The following is a 16,223-nucleotide window of genomic DNA, read 5'->3' on the forward strand; positions in this document are numbered from 1 at the left end:
TATGAATACACAAACTATCAAAACCTATCTTGTCGGCGGCGCCGTCCGCGATCATCTTTTAGGCCTGCCCGTCAAAGACCGCGATTGGGTAGTCGTCGGTGCAGATGCGCAAACCATGTTGGCTCAGGGTTATCAGCCAGTTGGCAAGGATTTCCCTGTCTTTCTCCATCCGGACAGCCACGAAGAATACGCCCTCGCCCGTACCGAACGCAAAACCGCCAAAGGCTATGTCGGATTCAGTTTTCATGCCGATAAAGACGTTACGCTGGAACAAGACCTGATGCGCCGCGACCTGACCATCAATGCCATGGCTCAGGATTCAGACGGCACGATCATCGATCCCTTTGGCGGACAACAAGACTTAGCGGACGGCATCCTGCGCCACGTTTCGCCCGCCTTTGCCGAAGATCCCGTGCGGATTTTGCGTATCGCCCGTTTTGCCGCGCGTTATGGGTTTCAAATTGCCGATGAAACCATGTTGCTGATGCGACAAATGGTAGAAAACGGCGAAGCGGATGCCTTGGTTGCCGAACGCGTCTGGCAGGAATTGGCCAAAGGCTTGATGGAGAAAAATCCGCGCAAAATGATTGAAGTTTTACGCGAATGCGGCGCACTCAAAGTCTTGCTGCCCGAGCTTGACTCCCTTTTCGGCGTACCGCAACGCGCCGACTATCATCCCGAAATCGACAGCGGTATCCATACGCTGATGGTTGTACAACGGGCCGCCGAAATGAATCTGTCCCTTGCCGAACGCTATGCCGCCCTATTGCACGACTTGGGCAAGGCAAAAACACCGGCCGATATCCTGCCGAAACACTACGAACACGACATCAACGGCGTCGAACCCGTCCGCGAAGTCAATCAACGCCTGCGCGCGCCCAAACACTGCGCCGAGCTTGCCGAACTCGTCTGCCGCTGGCACATCATGTTCCACCAAGTCGGGCAGTTCAAAAGCAAAACCATTTTGAAGGTTTTGAAAAAAACCGACGCATTCCGCCGCCCCGAACGTTTTCAGACGGCCTTAAACGTCTGCGTGGCCGACAAACAAGGCCGTCTGAACCTTGAAGACACCCCCTATCCGCAACGCGAACACTGGCTGGCTTTACTTGAGGCCGCCAACCAAGTAGATGCAGGCAAAATCGCCACCGAGTGCCGAGCGCAAGGAAAAGCGCACCTTATCGCCGAAGAAATCGACCGAGCACGTTTGGCGCAAATTACACCGCTGCAAAAAGCGTATCAGGCAGACAAGTTAGGAGGCTATTGATGACATCTTCTCGTTATAAAATCAATCACACTCCCGAGGGCATTACTGTTTCTGCTCGTGTTGTACATGACTCGCAGGAAATTGGTTCTACTGCGGTATTTCTTATATTTTCCTTTGCGCTTACATGCATCGCGCCGTTTTACCTTGAAGAGCATTATTTCACTAATTTAGAAGCTATTCTCATCCCTTTACTTTTTACTTTCTACTTAGTGGGTTCGCTTGTTTACTGCCTTCTTTGGCAACTTTTCGGACCTGAAAACATCAAGATCCGTAACCATACTCTGTCTCATGGTTATACCTTATTCTCCATTGGGCGTTGGCGTAGTTTTCCGTTGTCAGAAATCTCCGAATGGCATTCTTGTGACCATATTCCCAAAGCTCCTGTTGCACAAGGAAGGAAACAGAGGTTGCCAAATGAAAACCTCTACCAAAATGGTATGAAACGAAAAATTCACAATGTCCCCAATATTTTACGTATCCAAAAATGTGGGCAAGGCGCATGGGCTTTCGACTATCAGGGAAAAACCATACGTATCGGCAATTTTTTTGATAGTCGCGATTTTCAGACAGTCAATATTGAATTGAACAGATTTATCCCCACATCCGCCAAAGCCCGTCAACTTAAAGACGCCCTTTGAAACAGCCACCACAATATCCGCTATAATCCGCATCTTGACCATCTTATTTCAACAATAAAATCATGACCATCCAGACCGATTTACTTCACGAAAAAATCAGCAATGAAGATTATCAACGCCTCATTGTCAAACACAGCGAATCTTTCAGCGACGGCGAAATCCGCCTATTGAATGAGATTTTGGAAAAATTTGAATTTGATGTCGTACAGGAGCAGGCATTGGCGCAAGCGGTGATGCAGCAGGTGCGCTTTGACCCCAACGCCTACCATATCGACAGCGACGATGAAGACACAACCGGCATCTGTCCGCACTGCATCAATCCGCCCATGCCGCCCCTGCGCGATTATCTGGTTTGGCGAGAAACACGCGGCTAAAAATTTTCCTAATCGATTTTGATAAGTTACTAACCATTCGCTATCGAATAAGGCCGTCTGAACAGGTGTCATCGTTACATTTGTTCAGACGGCCTTTTGTAAATAAATGTTCACAATTAGGATAAATCAGTATAATCTGCGCCGTTTGAATTTTCTTCGGAGCTTTTATGAATCAGCTTAAAACGGCGGTAGCCGGTGCGCAGATTTTGTTTGTCGCATTCGGTGCCATGGTGCTTGTGCCGCTTCTGACGGGACTGAACCCGGCTTTGGCATTATTGGGCGCAGGCTTGGGCACGTTGTTGTTCCAATTGGTTACCAAACGTAAAGTGCCGATTTTCCTCGGCTCTTCTTTTGCCTTTATTGCACCGATTATCTACTCCATCGGCGAATGGGGCCTGCCTTCTACCATGTTCGGCCTGTTTGCAGCCGGCTTCATGTACTTTGTTTTTGCCGCATTGATCAGATGGCGCGGTCTGGATGCGGTACACAAACTGTTGCCACCCGTGGTTATCGGCCCGGTGATTATGGTAATCGGCTTGTCCGTGGCCGCCGCAGCCAGCAGCATGGCCATGGGTCAATCAGGCGGCAAGCAGGTCATCGACTATATCGATTCGCTGATCCTGTCCGGCTTTACCTTTGCGGTAACCGTCATCGTTTCTGTCTTCGGCAGCAAAATGATGAAGCTGATTCCGATTCTGATCGGCGTGGCTTCCGGCTATGTGTTGGCTTTAATCATGGGCTTGGTCGACACCGGCACCATCATCAACGCTCCTTGGTTTGCCGTCCCTCATTTTGAAACGCCTCAAGTCAACTGGCAGGCTGCCTTGTTTATGTTGCCCGTTGCCATCGCCCCGGCCATCGAACACATCGGCGGCATTATGGCCATCGGTAATGTAACCGGCAAAAACTACACTAAAGACCCGGGCTTGGACAAAACCCTCGCCGGCGACGGCTTGGGCGTCTGCGTGGCCGGTTTGATCGGCGGCCCTCCTGTGACCACTTACGGCGAAGTAACCGGCGCGGTGATGATTACTAAAAACAGCAACCCCGTCATCATGACCTGGGCGGCAATTTTTGCGATTTGTATGGCGTTTTTCGGTAAGTTCAACGCGTTTTTGGCTTCGATTCCTATGCCGGTTATGGGCGGTATTATGTTGCTGCTGTTCGGTACTATCGCTTCTTTGGGCATCAAAACATTGATTGATGCGAAAGTCGATTTGATGCAGCCGAAAAACCTGGTTATCGTCAGCTCCGTATTGACGACCGGTATCGGCGGTATGATTATCAAAGTAGGTACTTTGAGCTTCGCCGGTGTAGGTTTGTGCGCCGTATTGGCCATTATCCTGAACTGTGTTTTGCCCAATACAAAATCAGAAGAAGCATAAATAGTTTGCTCATAAACTCAAAGGCCGTCTGAAAATGAGATTTCAGACGGCCTTTTGATCATTACGCTTTATACAATGAAAAATGCCGGAGAATCAATCATCTCCGGCATTTTTGAATAAGGTGGCGAGCCGAACCCCCGGCACTGGCTCATCAGAGTGGGCTGCTGGCTTCCGCCCCTGACCCGGTGTTCCGAATTCCCATGCGGGGAGACCCGCCATAGAAGAAACGCATTATAGCGGTTTTACAGAAAAACTCAAGCGATAAAATCTGTCAGGCCGTCTGAAAACCATCTACATGACAAGATTGTAAACAAAATTACCTAGTTGAAAATCATTCGCATTGAAATGTTTATCGTCTTTTACATTGAAAAATATCGAAAATTACACTACATTAACACATCACGCCATTAAGAAGAAATCGTATTTTTCAGACGGCCTTTAATATAAAAACATTATACCTATCAACGGAACTCAACCATGACCACGACTACCGCCCCGCAGCGTATTCGGGAAATTCCCTACAACTATACTTCCTACACCGACCGCGAAATCGTCATCCGCCTGTTGGGCGATGAGGCGTGGCAGATTCTGCAGGACTTGCGCGGACAGCGCAGGACGGGGCGTTCGGCGCGGATGTTGTTTGAAGTGTTGGGCGATATTTGGGTGGTCGTGCGCAATCCGTATCTGGTTGATGATTTGCTGGAACACCCGAAACGTCGCGCCGCACTGGTACGGGAAATGCGCCACCGGTTGAACGAAATCCGCAAACGCCGCGACGACAATCCGCAAGTCGATGTATTGGTTGCGGCGGCGGAAAAGGCAGTCGAGCGTTTTGACGGCAGCTTTGACGAAACGCGCCAAAAACGGCGGCAGATTTTGGAACGTTTAAGCAAAATCACCAAGCCGCACAATATTATGTTTGACGGGCTGGCTCGGGTAACGCACGTTACCGATGCGACCGACTGGCGCGTCGAATATCCGTTTGTCGTCGTCAATCCCGACACGGAGGCGGAAGTCGCGCCTTTGGTGCGCGCCTTAATCGAGCTGGATTTGGTCATTATCCCGCGCGGCGGCGGCACGGGTTATACCGGCGGTGCCGTGCCTTTGGATGCCATGAGCGCGGTCATCAATACGGAAAAGCTGGACAAACATCGCGGCGTCGAATTTGTCGAACTGGCGGGCTTGGACGGAAAGCATCCGATTATCCATTGCGGCGCGGGCGTGGTAACGCGGCGGGTAGAAGAAACCGCGCATCAGGCGGGTTTGGTGTTCGCCGTCGATCCGACTTCTGCCGACGCGTCCTGCGTGGGCGGCAATGTGGCGATGAACGCGGGCGGCAAAAAAGCCGTGCTGTGGGGTACTGCCTTGGACAACCTCGCCTACTGGAACATGGTCAACCCGCAGGGCGAATGGCTACGCATCGAGCGCGTGCGCCACAATTTCGGCAAAATTCACGATGAAGAAACCGCCGTGTTCGACGTTCACACGCTGGATTCAGACGGCCTCAATGTCGTTAAAACCGAACGCTTGGAAATTCCCGGCCACAAATTCCGCAAAGTCGGTTTGGGCAAAGACGTTACCGACAAATTCTTGAGCGGCCTGCCCGGCGTGCAAAAAGAAGGCACGGACGGCATCATTACCAGCGTTGCCTTCGTGTTGCACAAAATGCCGAAATACACGCGCACCGTGTGTATGGAGTTTTTCGGCACAGTCGCCACCGCCACGCCTTCTATCGTCGAAATCCGAGATTTCCTGCTCGCCCACGACAGCGTTCAGCTGGCGGGTTTGGAGCATTTGGACTGGCGTTATGTCCGCGCCGTCGGCTACGCCACCAAAGCGGCAGGTAAAGGGCGACCGAAAATGGTCTTGCTGGCGGACGTGGTTTCAGACGACGAAGCTGCCGTGCAGGCAGCTGCCGAACACATCTGCGAACTTGCCCGCGCCCGCGACGGCGAAGGCTTTATCGCCGTATCGCCCGAAGCGCGCAAAACCTTCTGGCTCGACCGCAGCCGCACCGCCGCCATCGCCAAACACACCAACGCCTTTAAAATCAACGAAGACGTGGTGATTCCTCTGGAGCGGCTGGGCGAGTATTCGGACGGTATCGAACGCATCAACATCGAGCTTTCCATTCAAAACAAACTCAAACTCTGTGCTGAATTAGAGCAATATCTGTCAGGCAAACTCCCCATCGACAAAATGGGCACGGACCTGCCGACCGCCGAACTTTTAGGTGAACGCGGCAAACACGCCCTTGCCCACGTTTCCGCCGTCAAAGAGCGTTGGGACTGGTTGCTTGCCCATCTCGATACGCCGCTTGCCGACTACAAAGCCCGCTACGGCGCAGCCGTCCATGCCGCGTCCGAAGCAAAAGACGACGAGAGCTGTTTCACCGCATTCCGCGACTTCCGCCTGCGCGTGTCCGTCAAAGAAGACGTAATGAAACCGCTCGCCGAAATCTTCAGCGGCAAAACCGACACCAAAATCATCGAAGGCTTGGGTAAAATCCACGCCAAAACCGTGCGCGGCAGAGTCTTCGTCGCCCTGCACATGCACGCCGGCGACGGCAACGTCCACACCAACATCCCAGTCAATTCAGACGACGCCCAAATGCTTCAGACCGCCTACCGTTCGGTCGAGCGCATCATGAAACTCGCCCGCTCGCTCGGCGGCGTGATTTCCGGCGAACACGGCATCGGCATCACCAAGCTCGAATTTCTGACCGATGAAGACTTGCAGCCGTTTTGGAACTACAAAAACCAAGTCGATCCCAAACACACCTTCAACCGCCACAAACTGATGAAAGGCTCAGACTTACGCAACGCCTACACGCCGTCGTTCGAGCTTTTGGGTGCAGAATCGCTGATTATGGAAAAATCAGATCTCGGCACCATCGCCGATTCCATCAAAGACTGCCTGCGCTGCGGCAAATGCAAACCCGTCTGCTCCACCCACGTTCCGCGCGCCAACCTGTTGTACAGCCCGCGCAACAAAATCCTTGGCGTGGGGCTCTTGACCGAAGCCTTCTTATACGAAGAGCAAACCCGCCGCGGCGTTTCCATCAAACACTTCGAAGAACTCATGGACATCGGCGACCACTGTACCGTGTGCCACCGCTGCGTCAAACCCTGCCCCGTCAACATCGACTTCGGCGACGTAACCGTAGCCATCCGCAACTACCTTGCCGATTCCGGCCACAAACGCTTTGCACCCGCTGCATCGATGGGTATGGCGTTTTTGAACGCCACCGGCCCTAAAACCATCAAAGCCCTGCGCGCCGCCATGATACAGACCGGCTTCCCTGCGCAGAACTTCGCCTACAAAATCGGCAAACTTCTTCCAATCGGCACCAAAAAGCAAAAAGCCGAACCTAAAGCCACGGTCGGCACCGCCCCGGTCAAAGAACAAATCATCCACTTCATCAACCGTCCTTTGCCCAAAAGCGTGCCCGCCAAAACACCGCGCTCCATGCTCGGCATCGAAGACGACAAAAGCATCCCCATCATACGCAATCCCGCCGCGCCTGAAGATGCCGAAGCCGTGTTCTACTTCCCCGGCTGCGGTTCCGAACGCCTGTTCAGCCAAATCGGACTCGCCGTCCAAGCCATGCTCTGGCACGTCGGCGTACAAACCGTCCTGCCGCCCGGCTATATGTGTTGCGGCTATCCGCAAGACGCAGGCGGCAACAAAGCTAAAGCTGAAGAAATGAGCACCAACAACCGCGTCGCCTTCCACCGCATGGCAAACACCCTCAACTACCTCGACATCAAAACAGTCGTCGTCAGTTGCGGCACCTGCTACGACCAGCTCGAAAAATACCGCTTCGAAGAAATCTTCCCCGGTTGCCGCATCATCGACATCCACGAATACCTGCTCGAAAAAGGCGTGCAACTGAACGGCGTGAAAGGCCAGCAATACCTCTACCACGACCCCTGCCACACACCCATCAAAACTATGAACGCCACCCAAATGGCAAGCAGCCTCATGGGGCAGAAAGTCGTCTTAAGCGACCGCTGCTGCGGCGAATCCGGCATGTTCGCCGTCAAACGCCCCGACATCGCCACCCAAGTCAAATTCCGCAAACAGGAAGAAATCGAGAAAAACCTCAAAGAGCTGCCGCAAGGCGAACCCGTCAAAATGCTCACCACCTGCCCCGCCTGCCTGCAAGGCCTAAGCCGCTACGCCGACGACAACGACATGCCCGCCGACTACATCGTCATCGAAATGGCGAAACATATTCTCGGCGAAAACTGGCTGGACGAGTTCGTAAAAAAAACCAACAACGGCGGCGTAGAAAAAGTGTTGCTTTAAACTTTGTGCTGCAATAAAGGCCGTCTGAAATTCATTTTCAGACGGCCTCTTATTTAATAGAAATAAAAATAAGATAATACAATCAATTACTATCAGTCATTCAACACCAGCACTATTCAATAAAAAATAAAACCTGAGGCTTTTATCCCCCAGGTTTTATTTTCAAGCCTTATGCTTTTTCTTGCTGACGTTTTCTTTCTGCCATCATCTCATGCAATGTTTGCTTGGCAGGTTTCATCGGAACATGGTTATTGGTCCAGCTTAACTGCTTGCTTGGCGTCAATGCACGGAATTTGGTAGCCGCCCAACCGAATGCTCGATAAGCCTTACTGCCGCTAAAAATGCCGTTAAACGTACGCCACGCCATTTGCTCGCCGAAGGTATGCGATGCGCCTTGACCACGGATAGGATGAGGAACGGTTTCTGTTGGCGAACGTTGTGCTTCAACGCGCAGACGTTGCATTTGTTCGGTAATCGGAATGCGTACCGGGCAAACTTCGACACAGGCGCCGCACATGGTACATGCAGTCGGCAGATCGCGTGTCGCATCCAAGCCCAACAAATGCGGAGAGATAATCTCGCCAATCGGACCGGGATAGGTTGTGCCATATGCCGCGCCACCGATACGGGTATAAACCGGACAGTGGTTCATGCATGCACCGCAGCGGATACATTGCAAGGTACGGCGCATTTGATCTTCTGCATACGCTTGGCTACGGCCGTTGTCGAGCAGAACCAAGTGCATTTCCTGCGGACCGTCCAGTTCTTCGCTACGGCGTGGGCCGGTAATCATATTGAAATAAGTGGTAATGTTCTGACCGATGGCGGAGCGCGGAAGCAGACTGTACAAAGGCGGAACATCCGACAGCTTCGCAACCACTTTTTCAATACCGGTAATGGCGATGTGCACAGGCGGCACAGTGGTACTCAAGCGGCCGTTACCTTCGTTTTCAACCAGACACAAAGTGCCTGTTTCTGCAACGGCAAAGTTCACACCACTCAAACCGACATCAGCAGTGCTGTAAATATCACGCAAGGCTTTACGCGCAAATCCGGTCAGTTGGTCCACGTCGTCAGTTAACGGCGTACCGAGGTTTTGATGGAAAAGCTCGCTCACCTGCTCTTTGGTCTTGTGAATGGCAGGCATCACGATATGGGTTGGCTTCTCGCCGGCCATTTGAACGATAAACTCGCCCAAGTCGCTCTCAACCGCTTTGATGCCCCGGTCTTGCAGATAATGGTTCAGCTCGATTTCTTCGCTGACCATAGATTTGCCTTTTACCATCAGCTTACCGTTTTTATCGGTAATGATGTTGTGAATGATTTGGCAGGCTTTGGCCGGTGTTTCCGCCCAGTGGACTTTAACGCCCAACTTGGTCAGGTTTGCTTCTAATTGTTCCAATAATGCAGGCAATTTGGACAAAGAACGCTGACGGACGTGTTCACATAAATCCCGCAGGCTTTGCAGCTCTTCTTCATCTGTCAAAACAGCTTTGCGCTTGGTCATCAGCATATCCATCGCCGTACGCAAGCTTTTACGCAGAGGCTTGTCTTGCAAAGAAATCGCGGCGTTTTGCTTGAACGTTTCCGGCTTCATATGGAATTTAATGGTTTGGGAACTCATGCTTTTTCCTCCAAATCGGCAGGGGAAATATGATCAGGCAGAACGGCCAAAACCACCAAATCACGCGGGCCGTGTGCACCATAGGCCAAAGTCAATTGGATATCGGCAGTCTTAGACGGGCCGGAAATCAAAATAACGTTGGTAGGCATACCTTTTTCTACCAGTTTTTCGCCTTCAACAGCATTATGGAATTCGTTGTACATTTTGCTGGTGTCAAACAGGCAGAAATGCACAGGCGGTACCAAACTCAAACTACGCGGCTCCAAAGGACTGGACTCCAGCATAATCGTGCCAGTACGGGCAATACCGCATTTAGAGCCACTAAATCCGGCCTCAATATCGGCAAAAAATTCGTTTTTCCAGTCGTCGATTTTTCGCTCAAAACCGCGCGGTTCGATATCGGTATCGGCCAAAGCTGCACGAGCCAGCTGGCCGTGTTCTGTTTCCAATGGCAGCAGAATGTTTTTCAAACCTTTGCCTTCGGCTGCTTGGCGAAATACTTGCGGCCAATTGGTTTTGGTAACCCAATAGATTTCTGTTTTGACGGCACGCATGGCAGCCGCCCAATGTTTCAAGCGTTCAACATCGTTAGCCCAAGAAACACCCATTTCACGGTAATAATCGAAAACCGGCGGCTCTTCCATTGGTAAGGCATCGGCTTTTTTCAATTTCGCCAAAATATTTTCGCGCGCGCTCATGCTTTACCTCCGGTACGCTCCAACAGGAAGGATGCAATGTGTTTCGGACGTGGCATATTCGGTTCGTCTTTGGCAATTTTGCCACCGATATTCATCATGCAGCCGCAGTCCGCGCTAATGATTTCGGTCGCGCCGGTTTCTTTCAGTGCGGCAACTTTGTCGGTTACCATTGCGCCGGAAATATCGGCTTGTTTGACAGAGAATGTACCGCCAAAACCGCAGCACTCGCTTTCATGATCGTGAACGATACGCTCGACATTTTCCATGCCGTCAATCAGCTGCCAGCCTGACAAATGAACATTCATCTCGCGACGCGCCGCGCAAGAAGTATGAACGGCCACCTTAACCGGCTCGCCTTTATCTTCAGGTTTGTAACCGATGGCCAGTAGGAAGTGGGTAAATTCAATGATACGGTTGGCGCAATCAATGGCTTTTTGCTCGTACTCGGTACCTTTGAACAAAGTCGGCCAGTGGTGTTTCATCATACCGCCGCAAGAACCGGACGGTACGACAATCGGCCAATTTTCCGGGAATAAATCCAATTGGGCTTTGGCCACATCAAAAGCTTCTTTCGGATGGCCGGACGAATAGGCAGGTTGGCCGCAGCAGCTTTGCTCCATTGGATAGTGGACGCGGATGCCTTGTTGCTCGATTAAGGTGATGGCATCCATACCCGCTTCCGGCATAAAGATATCGAGAACGCAAGTACCGAAGAAATAAACATCAGTTGGCTTGCTGTCGTATACAGTGATTTGTGGTGGTTTGATTGCGCTCATTTTTTTAGAACGGGACAACCCGTTTTCTTGTGTAAAAATTAAGATGGGTACTTTAAGTAATTGCTTGTAACGGGTCAAGTCTAATTTTAAAAAATAATATTAAACAAGCATGACAAATCAGACAAACACCTTTCCCTTATTAACTTGATAATCTACATAATAACCACTATCAAATAAGATAGATCATGGATTCATTCAATAATAAACAAGTATTTTTTTGAGTTTCTTCTTTGCAATAAGATACTCTGCCAACCATACAATCTTGATTTACATCAGAAGTCATGAAAATAATCGATATTTCCCAAATTTCGAGAAGACAGATGACCCTCTATGCCGTGCTTATGTTTCAGACGGCCATATGAGAACAAAGGATATCTAAGGCAATAAAAATAAAAGTTTTTCTTAAAAGTTCAGGCCGTCTGAAACATGACTGCGGCTAAAGGCCATATTCTTTTTATTCAACCTTACTTTCAATCAAAATCAAACACTTGAAAATCCTACTCAATAGCCTTGAAAACCCTAGGCACACTCAAACACTTCCAGTATCATTGAGGCAGTTTCTTGACGCAAAATTACAGTCTTGGCCGCCCACAATCGGCATGGATTTGCAAAAGAAGTGAAACCAAGCTTCAAAACAATTTCACCTTAACTTCGGAGTAGGCATTATGTTGACCCAGACTCAACAGGTTGATTTGACCTTGCATCACCTTAAAGAACGCACCCTATCGATATACACTCCCGAACAGCGTGCAAGCATCGAGGCATCTGAAGACTGGAAACAGTTTGACAGACGGCTTGAAGAACACTTTCCAAAACTGATGCACGAGCTGGACAACGTTTACAACAACAACGAAGCCGTCCTCCCCATGCTGGAGCAACTGATTGCCCAAGCATGGCAAAGTTATTCCCAACGCAACGCATCTTTAAAAGATATTGATATCGCGCTCGAAAACGATCCTGACTGGATTTTATCCAACAAACAGGTCGGCGGCGTGTGCTACGTCGATTTATTTGCAGGCAATCTGCAAGGCTTGAAAGCCAAAATTCCTTATTTCCAAGAATTGGGCCTGACCTATCTGCACCTGATGCCCCTGTTTAAATGTCCTGAAGGCAAAAGCGATGGCGGCTATGCAGTCAGCAGCTACCGCGATGTCAATCCGGCTTTGGGTACGATAGACGACTTGCGCGATGTCATTGCCGCTTTGCACGAAGCAGGCATTTCCGCCGTTGTCGATTTCATCTTCAACCACACTTCCAACGAACACGAATGGGCAAAACGCTGCGCCGCCGGCGATCCGCTCTACGACAATTTCTACTACATTTTCCCTGACCGTTGGATGCCCGACCAATACGACCGCACCCTGCGCGAAATCTTCCCCGACCAACACCCGGGCGGCTTCTCACAACTGGAAGACGGACGCTGGGTATGGACAACGTTCAATTCCTTCCAATGGGACTTGAATTACAGCAACCCATGGGTATTCCGCGCCATGGCAGGCGAAATGATGTTCCTTGCCAACTTGGGCGTTGATATTCTGCGCATGGATGCCGTTGCCTTTATTTGGAAACAAATGGGCACAAGCTGCGAAAACCTGCCTCAGGCACACGCCCTGATTCGTGCGTTTAACTCCGTCATGCGTATTGCCGCCCCGGCCGTGTTCTTCAAATCCGAAGCCATCGTCCACCCCGACCAAGTTGTCCAATACATCAGCCAAGACGAATGCCAAATCGGCTACAACCCATTGCAAATGGCATTGTTATGGAACACGCTTGCCACGCGCGAAGTCAACCTGCTCCATCAGGCACTGACCTACCGCCACAACCTGCCCGACCACACTGCATGGGTCAACTACGTCCGCAGCCATGACGACATCGGCTGGACCTTTGCGGATGAGGACGCATGGCAGTTCGGCATCCACGGCTACGACCACCGACAATTCCTCAACCGCTTCTTCGTCAACCATTTTGACGGCAGCTTCGCGCGCGGTGTACCGTTCCAATACAACCCCAACACTGGCGACTGCCGTGTCAGCGGTACAGCCGCAGCATTGGTTGGTTTGGCTCAAAATGACCCGTATGCCGTTGACCGCATCAAACTTTTGTACAGCATCGCTCTGAGTACCGGCGGTCTGCCGCTGATTTACTTGGGTGACGAAGTGGGTACGCTCAACGATGACGACTGGTCGCAAGACAGCAATAAGAGCGACGACAGCCGCTGGGCACACCGTCCTCGTTATAATGAAGAGTTGTACAACCAACGCCATGACAGCTCGACCACTGCCGGTCAAATCTTCCAAGGTTTGCGCCATATGATTGCCATTCGCCAAAGCAATCCGCGCTTTGACGGCGGCAAGTTGGTTACCTTCAATACCAACAACAAACACATCATCGGCTATATGCGCAACAACGCACTATTGGCATTCGGCAACTTCAGCGAACATCCGCAAACCATCAGTGCGCATACGCTGCAAGCCATGCCGTTTAAAGCACACGATTTGATCAGCGGTCAAACCGTTTCCCTGAATCAGGATTTGGTACTGCAACCCTATCAAGTCATGTGGCTTGAAATTGCATAAGCCGAAATTTTGATACACCACTCAAGGCCGTCTGAACAAATCAGCGTTCAGACGGCCTTTTAAGAAACTAAGATGTATTTTGTATTTTGGGCAGTTTCGCTTAGAATGCATGCTTTAATACCAGATGACACACTAAAAATCAGGAGTAAAAATCCATGTTGAAAAAATTCGTACTTGGCACCATCGCTGCAGTAGTTTTGGCTGCTTGCGGCGGCGAAAGCAGCAACTCAGCTTCTTCTGCACCGGCCCAATCCGGCGCGGCCTCCGGCTCACTGATTGAGCGTATCAACAACAAAGGTACCATCACTGTCGGCACAGAGGGCACTTACGCACCCTTCACCTACCATGATAAAGACGGCAAATTGACCGGCTACGATGTCGAAGTTACCCGCGCCGTTGCCGACAAATTGGGCGTAAAAGTCGAATTTAAAGAAACACAATGGGACTCCATGATGGCAGGTTTGAAAGCCGGCCGTTTCGACGTGGTTGCCAACCAAGTCGGCCTAACCAGCCCTGAACGTCAAGCAACTTTTGACAAATCCGAGCCTTACAGCTGGAGCGGTGCTGTATTGGTTGCACGCAAAGACAGCAACATCAAATCCATCGACGACATCAAAGGCGTGAAAACCGCACAATCCCTGACCAGCAACTATGGCGAAAAAGCCAAAGCGGCAGGAGCTGAACTTGTACCGGTAGACGGCTTGGCGCAATCCCTGACCTTGATTGAACAAAAACGTGCCGATGCAACTCTGAACGACGAATTGGCGGTATTGGACTACCTGAAGAAAAATCCGAATGCCGGCGTGAAAATCGTTTGGTCTGCACCGGCTAACGAAAAAGTCGGCTCCGGCTTGATTGTCAATAAAGGCAACGATGAAGCATTGGCTAAATTCAGCACAGCCATGAACGAACTGAAAGCCGACGGCACGCTGAAAAAACTGGGCGAACAATTCTTCGGAAAAGACATCAGTGTTAAATAATTTCCTTGCCTCTCTGCCGTTTATGACGGAAACACGCGCTGATATGCTCATCAGCGCGTTTTGGCCCATGGTCAAAGCCGGCTTCGCAGTATCTTTGCCTTTGGCGATCGCTTCTTTCGTTATCGGCATGATTATTGCCGTAGCAGTTGCTTTGGTGCGGATCATGCCCTCCGGTGGTGTTTTCCAAAAATGCTTGCTGAAGCTGGTAGAATTTTATATTTCCGTCATTCGCGGTACGCCGCTTTTGGTGCAGTTGGTCATCGTATTCTATGGTTTGCCTTCCGTCGGCATCTATATCGATCCGATTCCTGCCGCCATCATCGGCTTTTCGCTCAATGTCGGCGCATACGCTTCCGAAACCATACGCGCGGCAATCTTGTCCGTACCTAAAGGCCAATGGGAAGCCGGTTTCTCCATCGGTATGACCTATATGCAGACGTTCCGCCGCATTATCGCGCCACAGGCATTCCGCGTTGCCGTACCGCCTTTGAGCAACGAGTTTATCGGCTTGTTCAAAAATACCTCGCTTGCCGCCGTAGTAACGGTAACCGAGCTTTTCCGTGTTGCCCAAGAGACAGCAAACCGTACTTATGACTTTTTGCCCGTTTATATCGAAGCCGCATTGGTTTATTGGTGCTTCTGCAAAGTGCTGTTTATGATTCAGGCGCGCTTGGAAAAACGCTTTGACCGCTATGTCGCCAAATAAGGAGTTGTCATGATTAAAATCCGCAATATCCATAAAACCTTTGGCGAAAATACCATTTTGCGCGGCATCGATTTGGATGTCGGCAAAGGACAAGTGGTTGTTATCCTAGGCCCGTCCGGCTCGGGCAAAACCACGTTTTTACGCTGTTTAAACGCTTTGGAAATGCCTGAACAAGGTCAGATCGAGTTTGACAACGCACAGCCGTTAAGCATCGATTTTTCCAAAAAACCAAGCAAACACGATATTTTGGCACTGCGCCGCAAGTCCGGCATGGTGTTCCAACAATACAACCTCTTTCCGCACAAAACTGCGTTGGAAAACGTCATGGAAGGGCCGGTTGCCGTACAAGGCAAGCCTGTCGCCCAAGCGCGTGAAGAGGCTGTCAAATTGCTTGAAAAAGTCGGTTTGGGCGACAAGATCGACCTCTACCCCTACCAGCTTTCCGGCGGTCAACAGCAGCGCGTCGGTATTGCCCGAGCATTGGCGATTCAGCCTGAACTGATGCTGTTTGACGAACCGACTTCCGCGCTTGACCCCGAATTGGTGCAAGATGTTTTGGATACCATGAAGGAGTTGGCACAAGAAGGCTGGACCATGGTTGTCGTTACTCATGAAATCAAGTTTGCCTTAGAAGTGGCAACCACCGTCGTCGTGATGGATGGCGGCGTTATTGTCGAGCAAGGCAGCCCGCAAGATTTGTTTAATCATCCCAAACATGAGCGGACACAAAAATTCCTGCGCCAGATCCGTGCGGACAATGCCGACCTTTAAAATTAATTGAAACGACAGACAATTTGAAAGCATTTCCGACTGTCATTTCATAAAGGCCGTCTGAATAAGTGAAATAGAAATCGCTGATTTCGTTTTCATACTTGTTCAGACGGCCTTTTA

At 50.6% G+C, this 16,223-nt stretch carries 12 protein-coding genes and 1 other RNA gene; 9 read left to right on the forward strand and 4 right to left on the reverse strand.

Translation table 11 applies throughout. The features are described from left to right. Window position 1: 1 nt before the first annotated feature. From HMPREF2596_RS06855 to HMPREF2596_RS06870, 4 genes are all read left to right on the forward strand, one after another. A complete protein-coding gene (locus tag HMPREF2596_RS06855; RefSeq protein ID WP_070850472.1) occupies window positions 2-1,264 on the forward strand; it encodes a multifunctional CCA addition/repair protein in 1,263 nt (420 codons plus the stop codon). Further along, entirely contained in the window at window positions 1,264-1,902 is a 639-nt protein-coding gene (locus HMPREF2596_RS06860) for a hypothetical protein (protein WP_070850474.1), read from the forward strand. The genes HMPREF2596_RS06855 and HMPREF2596_RS06860 overlap by 1 nt, the downstream gene beginning before the upstream one ends. Before the next feature lie 62 nt (window positions 1,903-1,964). Further along, on the forward strand, window positions 1,965-2,276 hold the full coding sequence (locus tag HMPREF2596_RS06865; RefSeq protein ID WP_036490806.1) for a hypothetical protein: 312 nt from the start codon (window positions 1,965-1,967) through the stop codon (window positions 2,274-2,276). 167 nt (window positions 2,277-2,443) lie between these two features. Continuing rightward, a complete protein-coding gene (locus HMPREF2596_RS06870) occupies window positions 2,444-3,661 on the forward strand; it encodes a uracil-xanthine permease family protein (protein ID WP_070850476.1) in 1,218 nt (405 codons plus the stop codon). A 120-nt stretch (window positions 3,662-3,781) separates the two neighbouring features. On the opposite strand, the gene ffs is transcribed toward HMPREF2596_RS06870, so the two are convergent. Continuing rightward, an RNA gene (gene ffs, locus HMPREF2596_RS06875) (signal recognition particle sRNA small type) lies at window positions 3,782-3,878 on the reverse strand. A 260-nt stretch (window positions 3,879-4,138) separates the two neighbouring features. Between ffs and HMPREF2596_RS06880 the strand changes: the two genes are divergently transcribed. Next, window positions 4,139-7,972 (forward strand): DUF3683 domain-containing protein, encoded by a 3,834-nt coding sequence (locus tag HMPREF2596_RS06880; RefSeq protein WP_070850478.1) that lies wholly within the window; start codon window positions 4,139-4,141, stop codon window positions 7,970-7,972. Window positions 7,973-8,141: 169 nt separating this feature from the next. On the opposite strand, the gene HMPREF2596_RS06885 is transcribed toward HMPREF2596_RS06880, so the two are convergent. From HMPREF2596_RS06885 to HMPREF2596_RS06895, 3 genes are read right to left on the reverse strand one after another with little or no spacing between them, the layout of a single operon-like run. Beyond that, on the reverse strand, window positions 8,142-9,596 hold the full coding sequence (locus HMPREF2596_RS06885; RefSeq protein WP_070850480.1) for a LutB/LldF family L-lactate oxidation iron-sulfur protein: 1,455 nt from the start codon (window positions 9,594-9,596) through the stop codon (window positions 8,142-8,144). Continuing rightward, entirely contained in the window at window positions 9,593-10,294 is a 702-nt protein-coding gene (locus tag HMPREF2596_RS06890; protein WP_049323226.1) for a LutC/YkgG family protein, read from the reverse strand. Before HMPREF2596_RS06890 ends, HMPREF2596_RS06885 begins: the two co-directional genes overlap by 4 nt. After that, complete coding sequence (locus HMPREF2596_RS06895) at window positions 10,291-11,070, reverse strand: (Fe-S)-binding protein (RefSeq protein WP_049336155.1); 780 nt, start codon at window positions 11,068-11,070, stop codon at window positions 10,291-10,293. The genes HMPREF2596_RS06890 and HMPREF2596_RS06895 overlap by 4 nt, the downstream gene beginning before the upstream one ends. A gap of 665 nt (window positions 11,071-11,735) precedes the next feature. Between HMPREF2596_RS06895 and HMPREF2596_RS06900 the strand changes: the two genes are divergently transcribed. From HMPREF2596_RS06900 to HMPREF2596_RS06915, 4 genes are all read left to right on the forward strand, one after another. Beyond that, a complete protein-coding gene (locus HMPREF2596_RS06900; RefSeq protein ID WP_070850482.1) occupies window positions 11,736-13,646 on the forward strand; it encodes an alpha-amylase family protein in 1,911 nt (636 codons plus the stop codon). Window positions 13,647-13,801: 155 nt separating this feature from the next. Next, a complete protein-coding gene (locus HMPREF2596_RS06905) occupies window positions 13,802-14,626 on the forward strand; it encodes an amino acid ABC transporter substrate-binding protein (RefSeq protein ID WP_070850484.1) in 825 nt (274 codons plus the stop codon). Then, complete coding sequence (locus HMPREF2596_RS06910) at window positions 14,616-15,332, forward strand: amino acid ABC transporter permease (protein ID WP_083325003.1); 717 nt, start codon at window positions 14,616-14,618, stop codon at window positions 15,330-15,332. Before HMPREF2596_RS06905 ends, HMPREF2596_RS06910 begins: the two co-directional genes overlap by 11 nt. A 9-nt stretch (window positions 15,333-15,341) precedes the next feature. Then, a complete protein-coding gene (locus HMPREF2596_RS06915) occupies window positions 15,342-16,103 on the forward strand; it encodes an amino acid ABC transporter ATP-binding protein (protein ID WP_070850486.1) in 762 nt (253 codons plus the stop codon). Window positions 16,104-16,223 lie beyond the last annotated feature (120 nt).

This window comes from Neisseria sp. HMSC078C12 (genome assembly GCF_001838065.1).
Classification (GTDB): Bacteria; Pseudomonadota; Gammaproteobacteria; order Burkholderiales; family Neisseriaceae; genus Neisseria.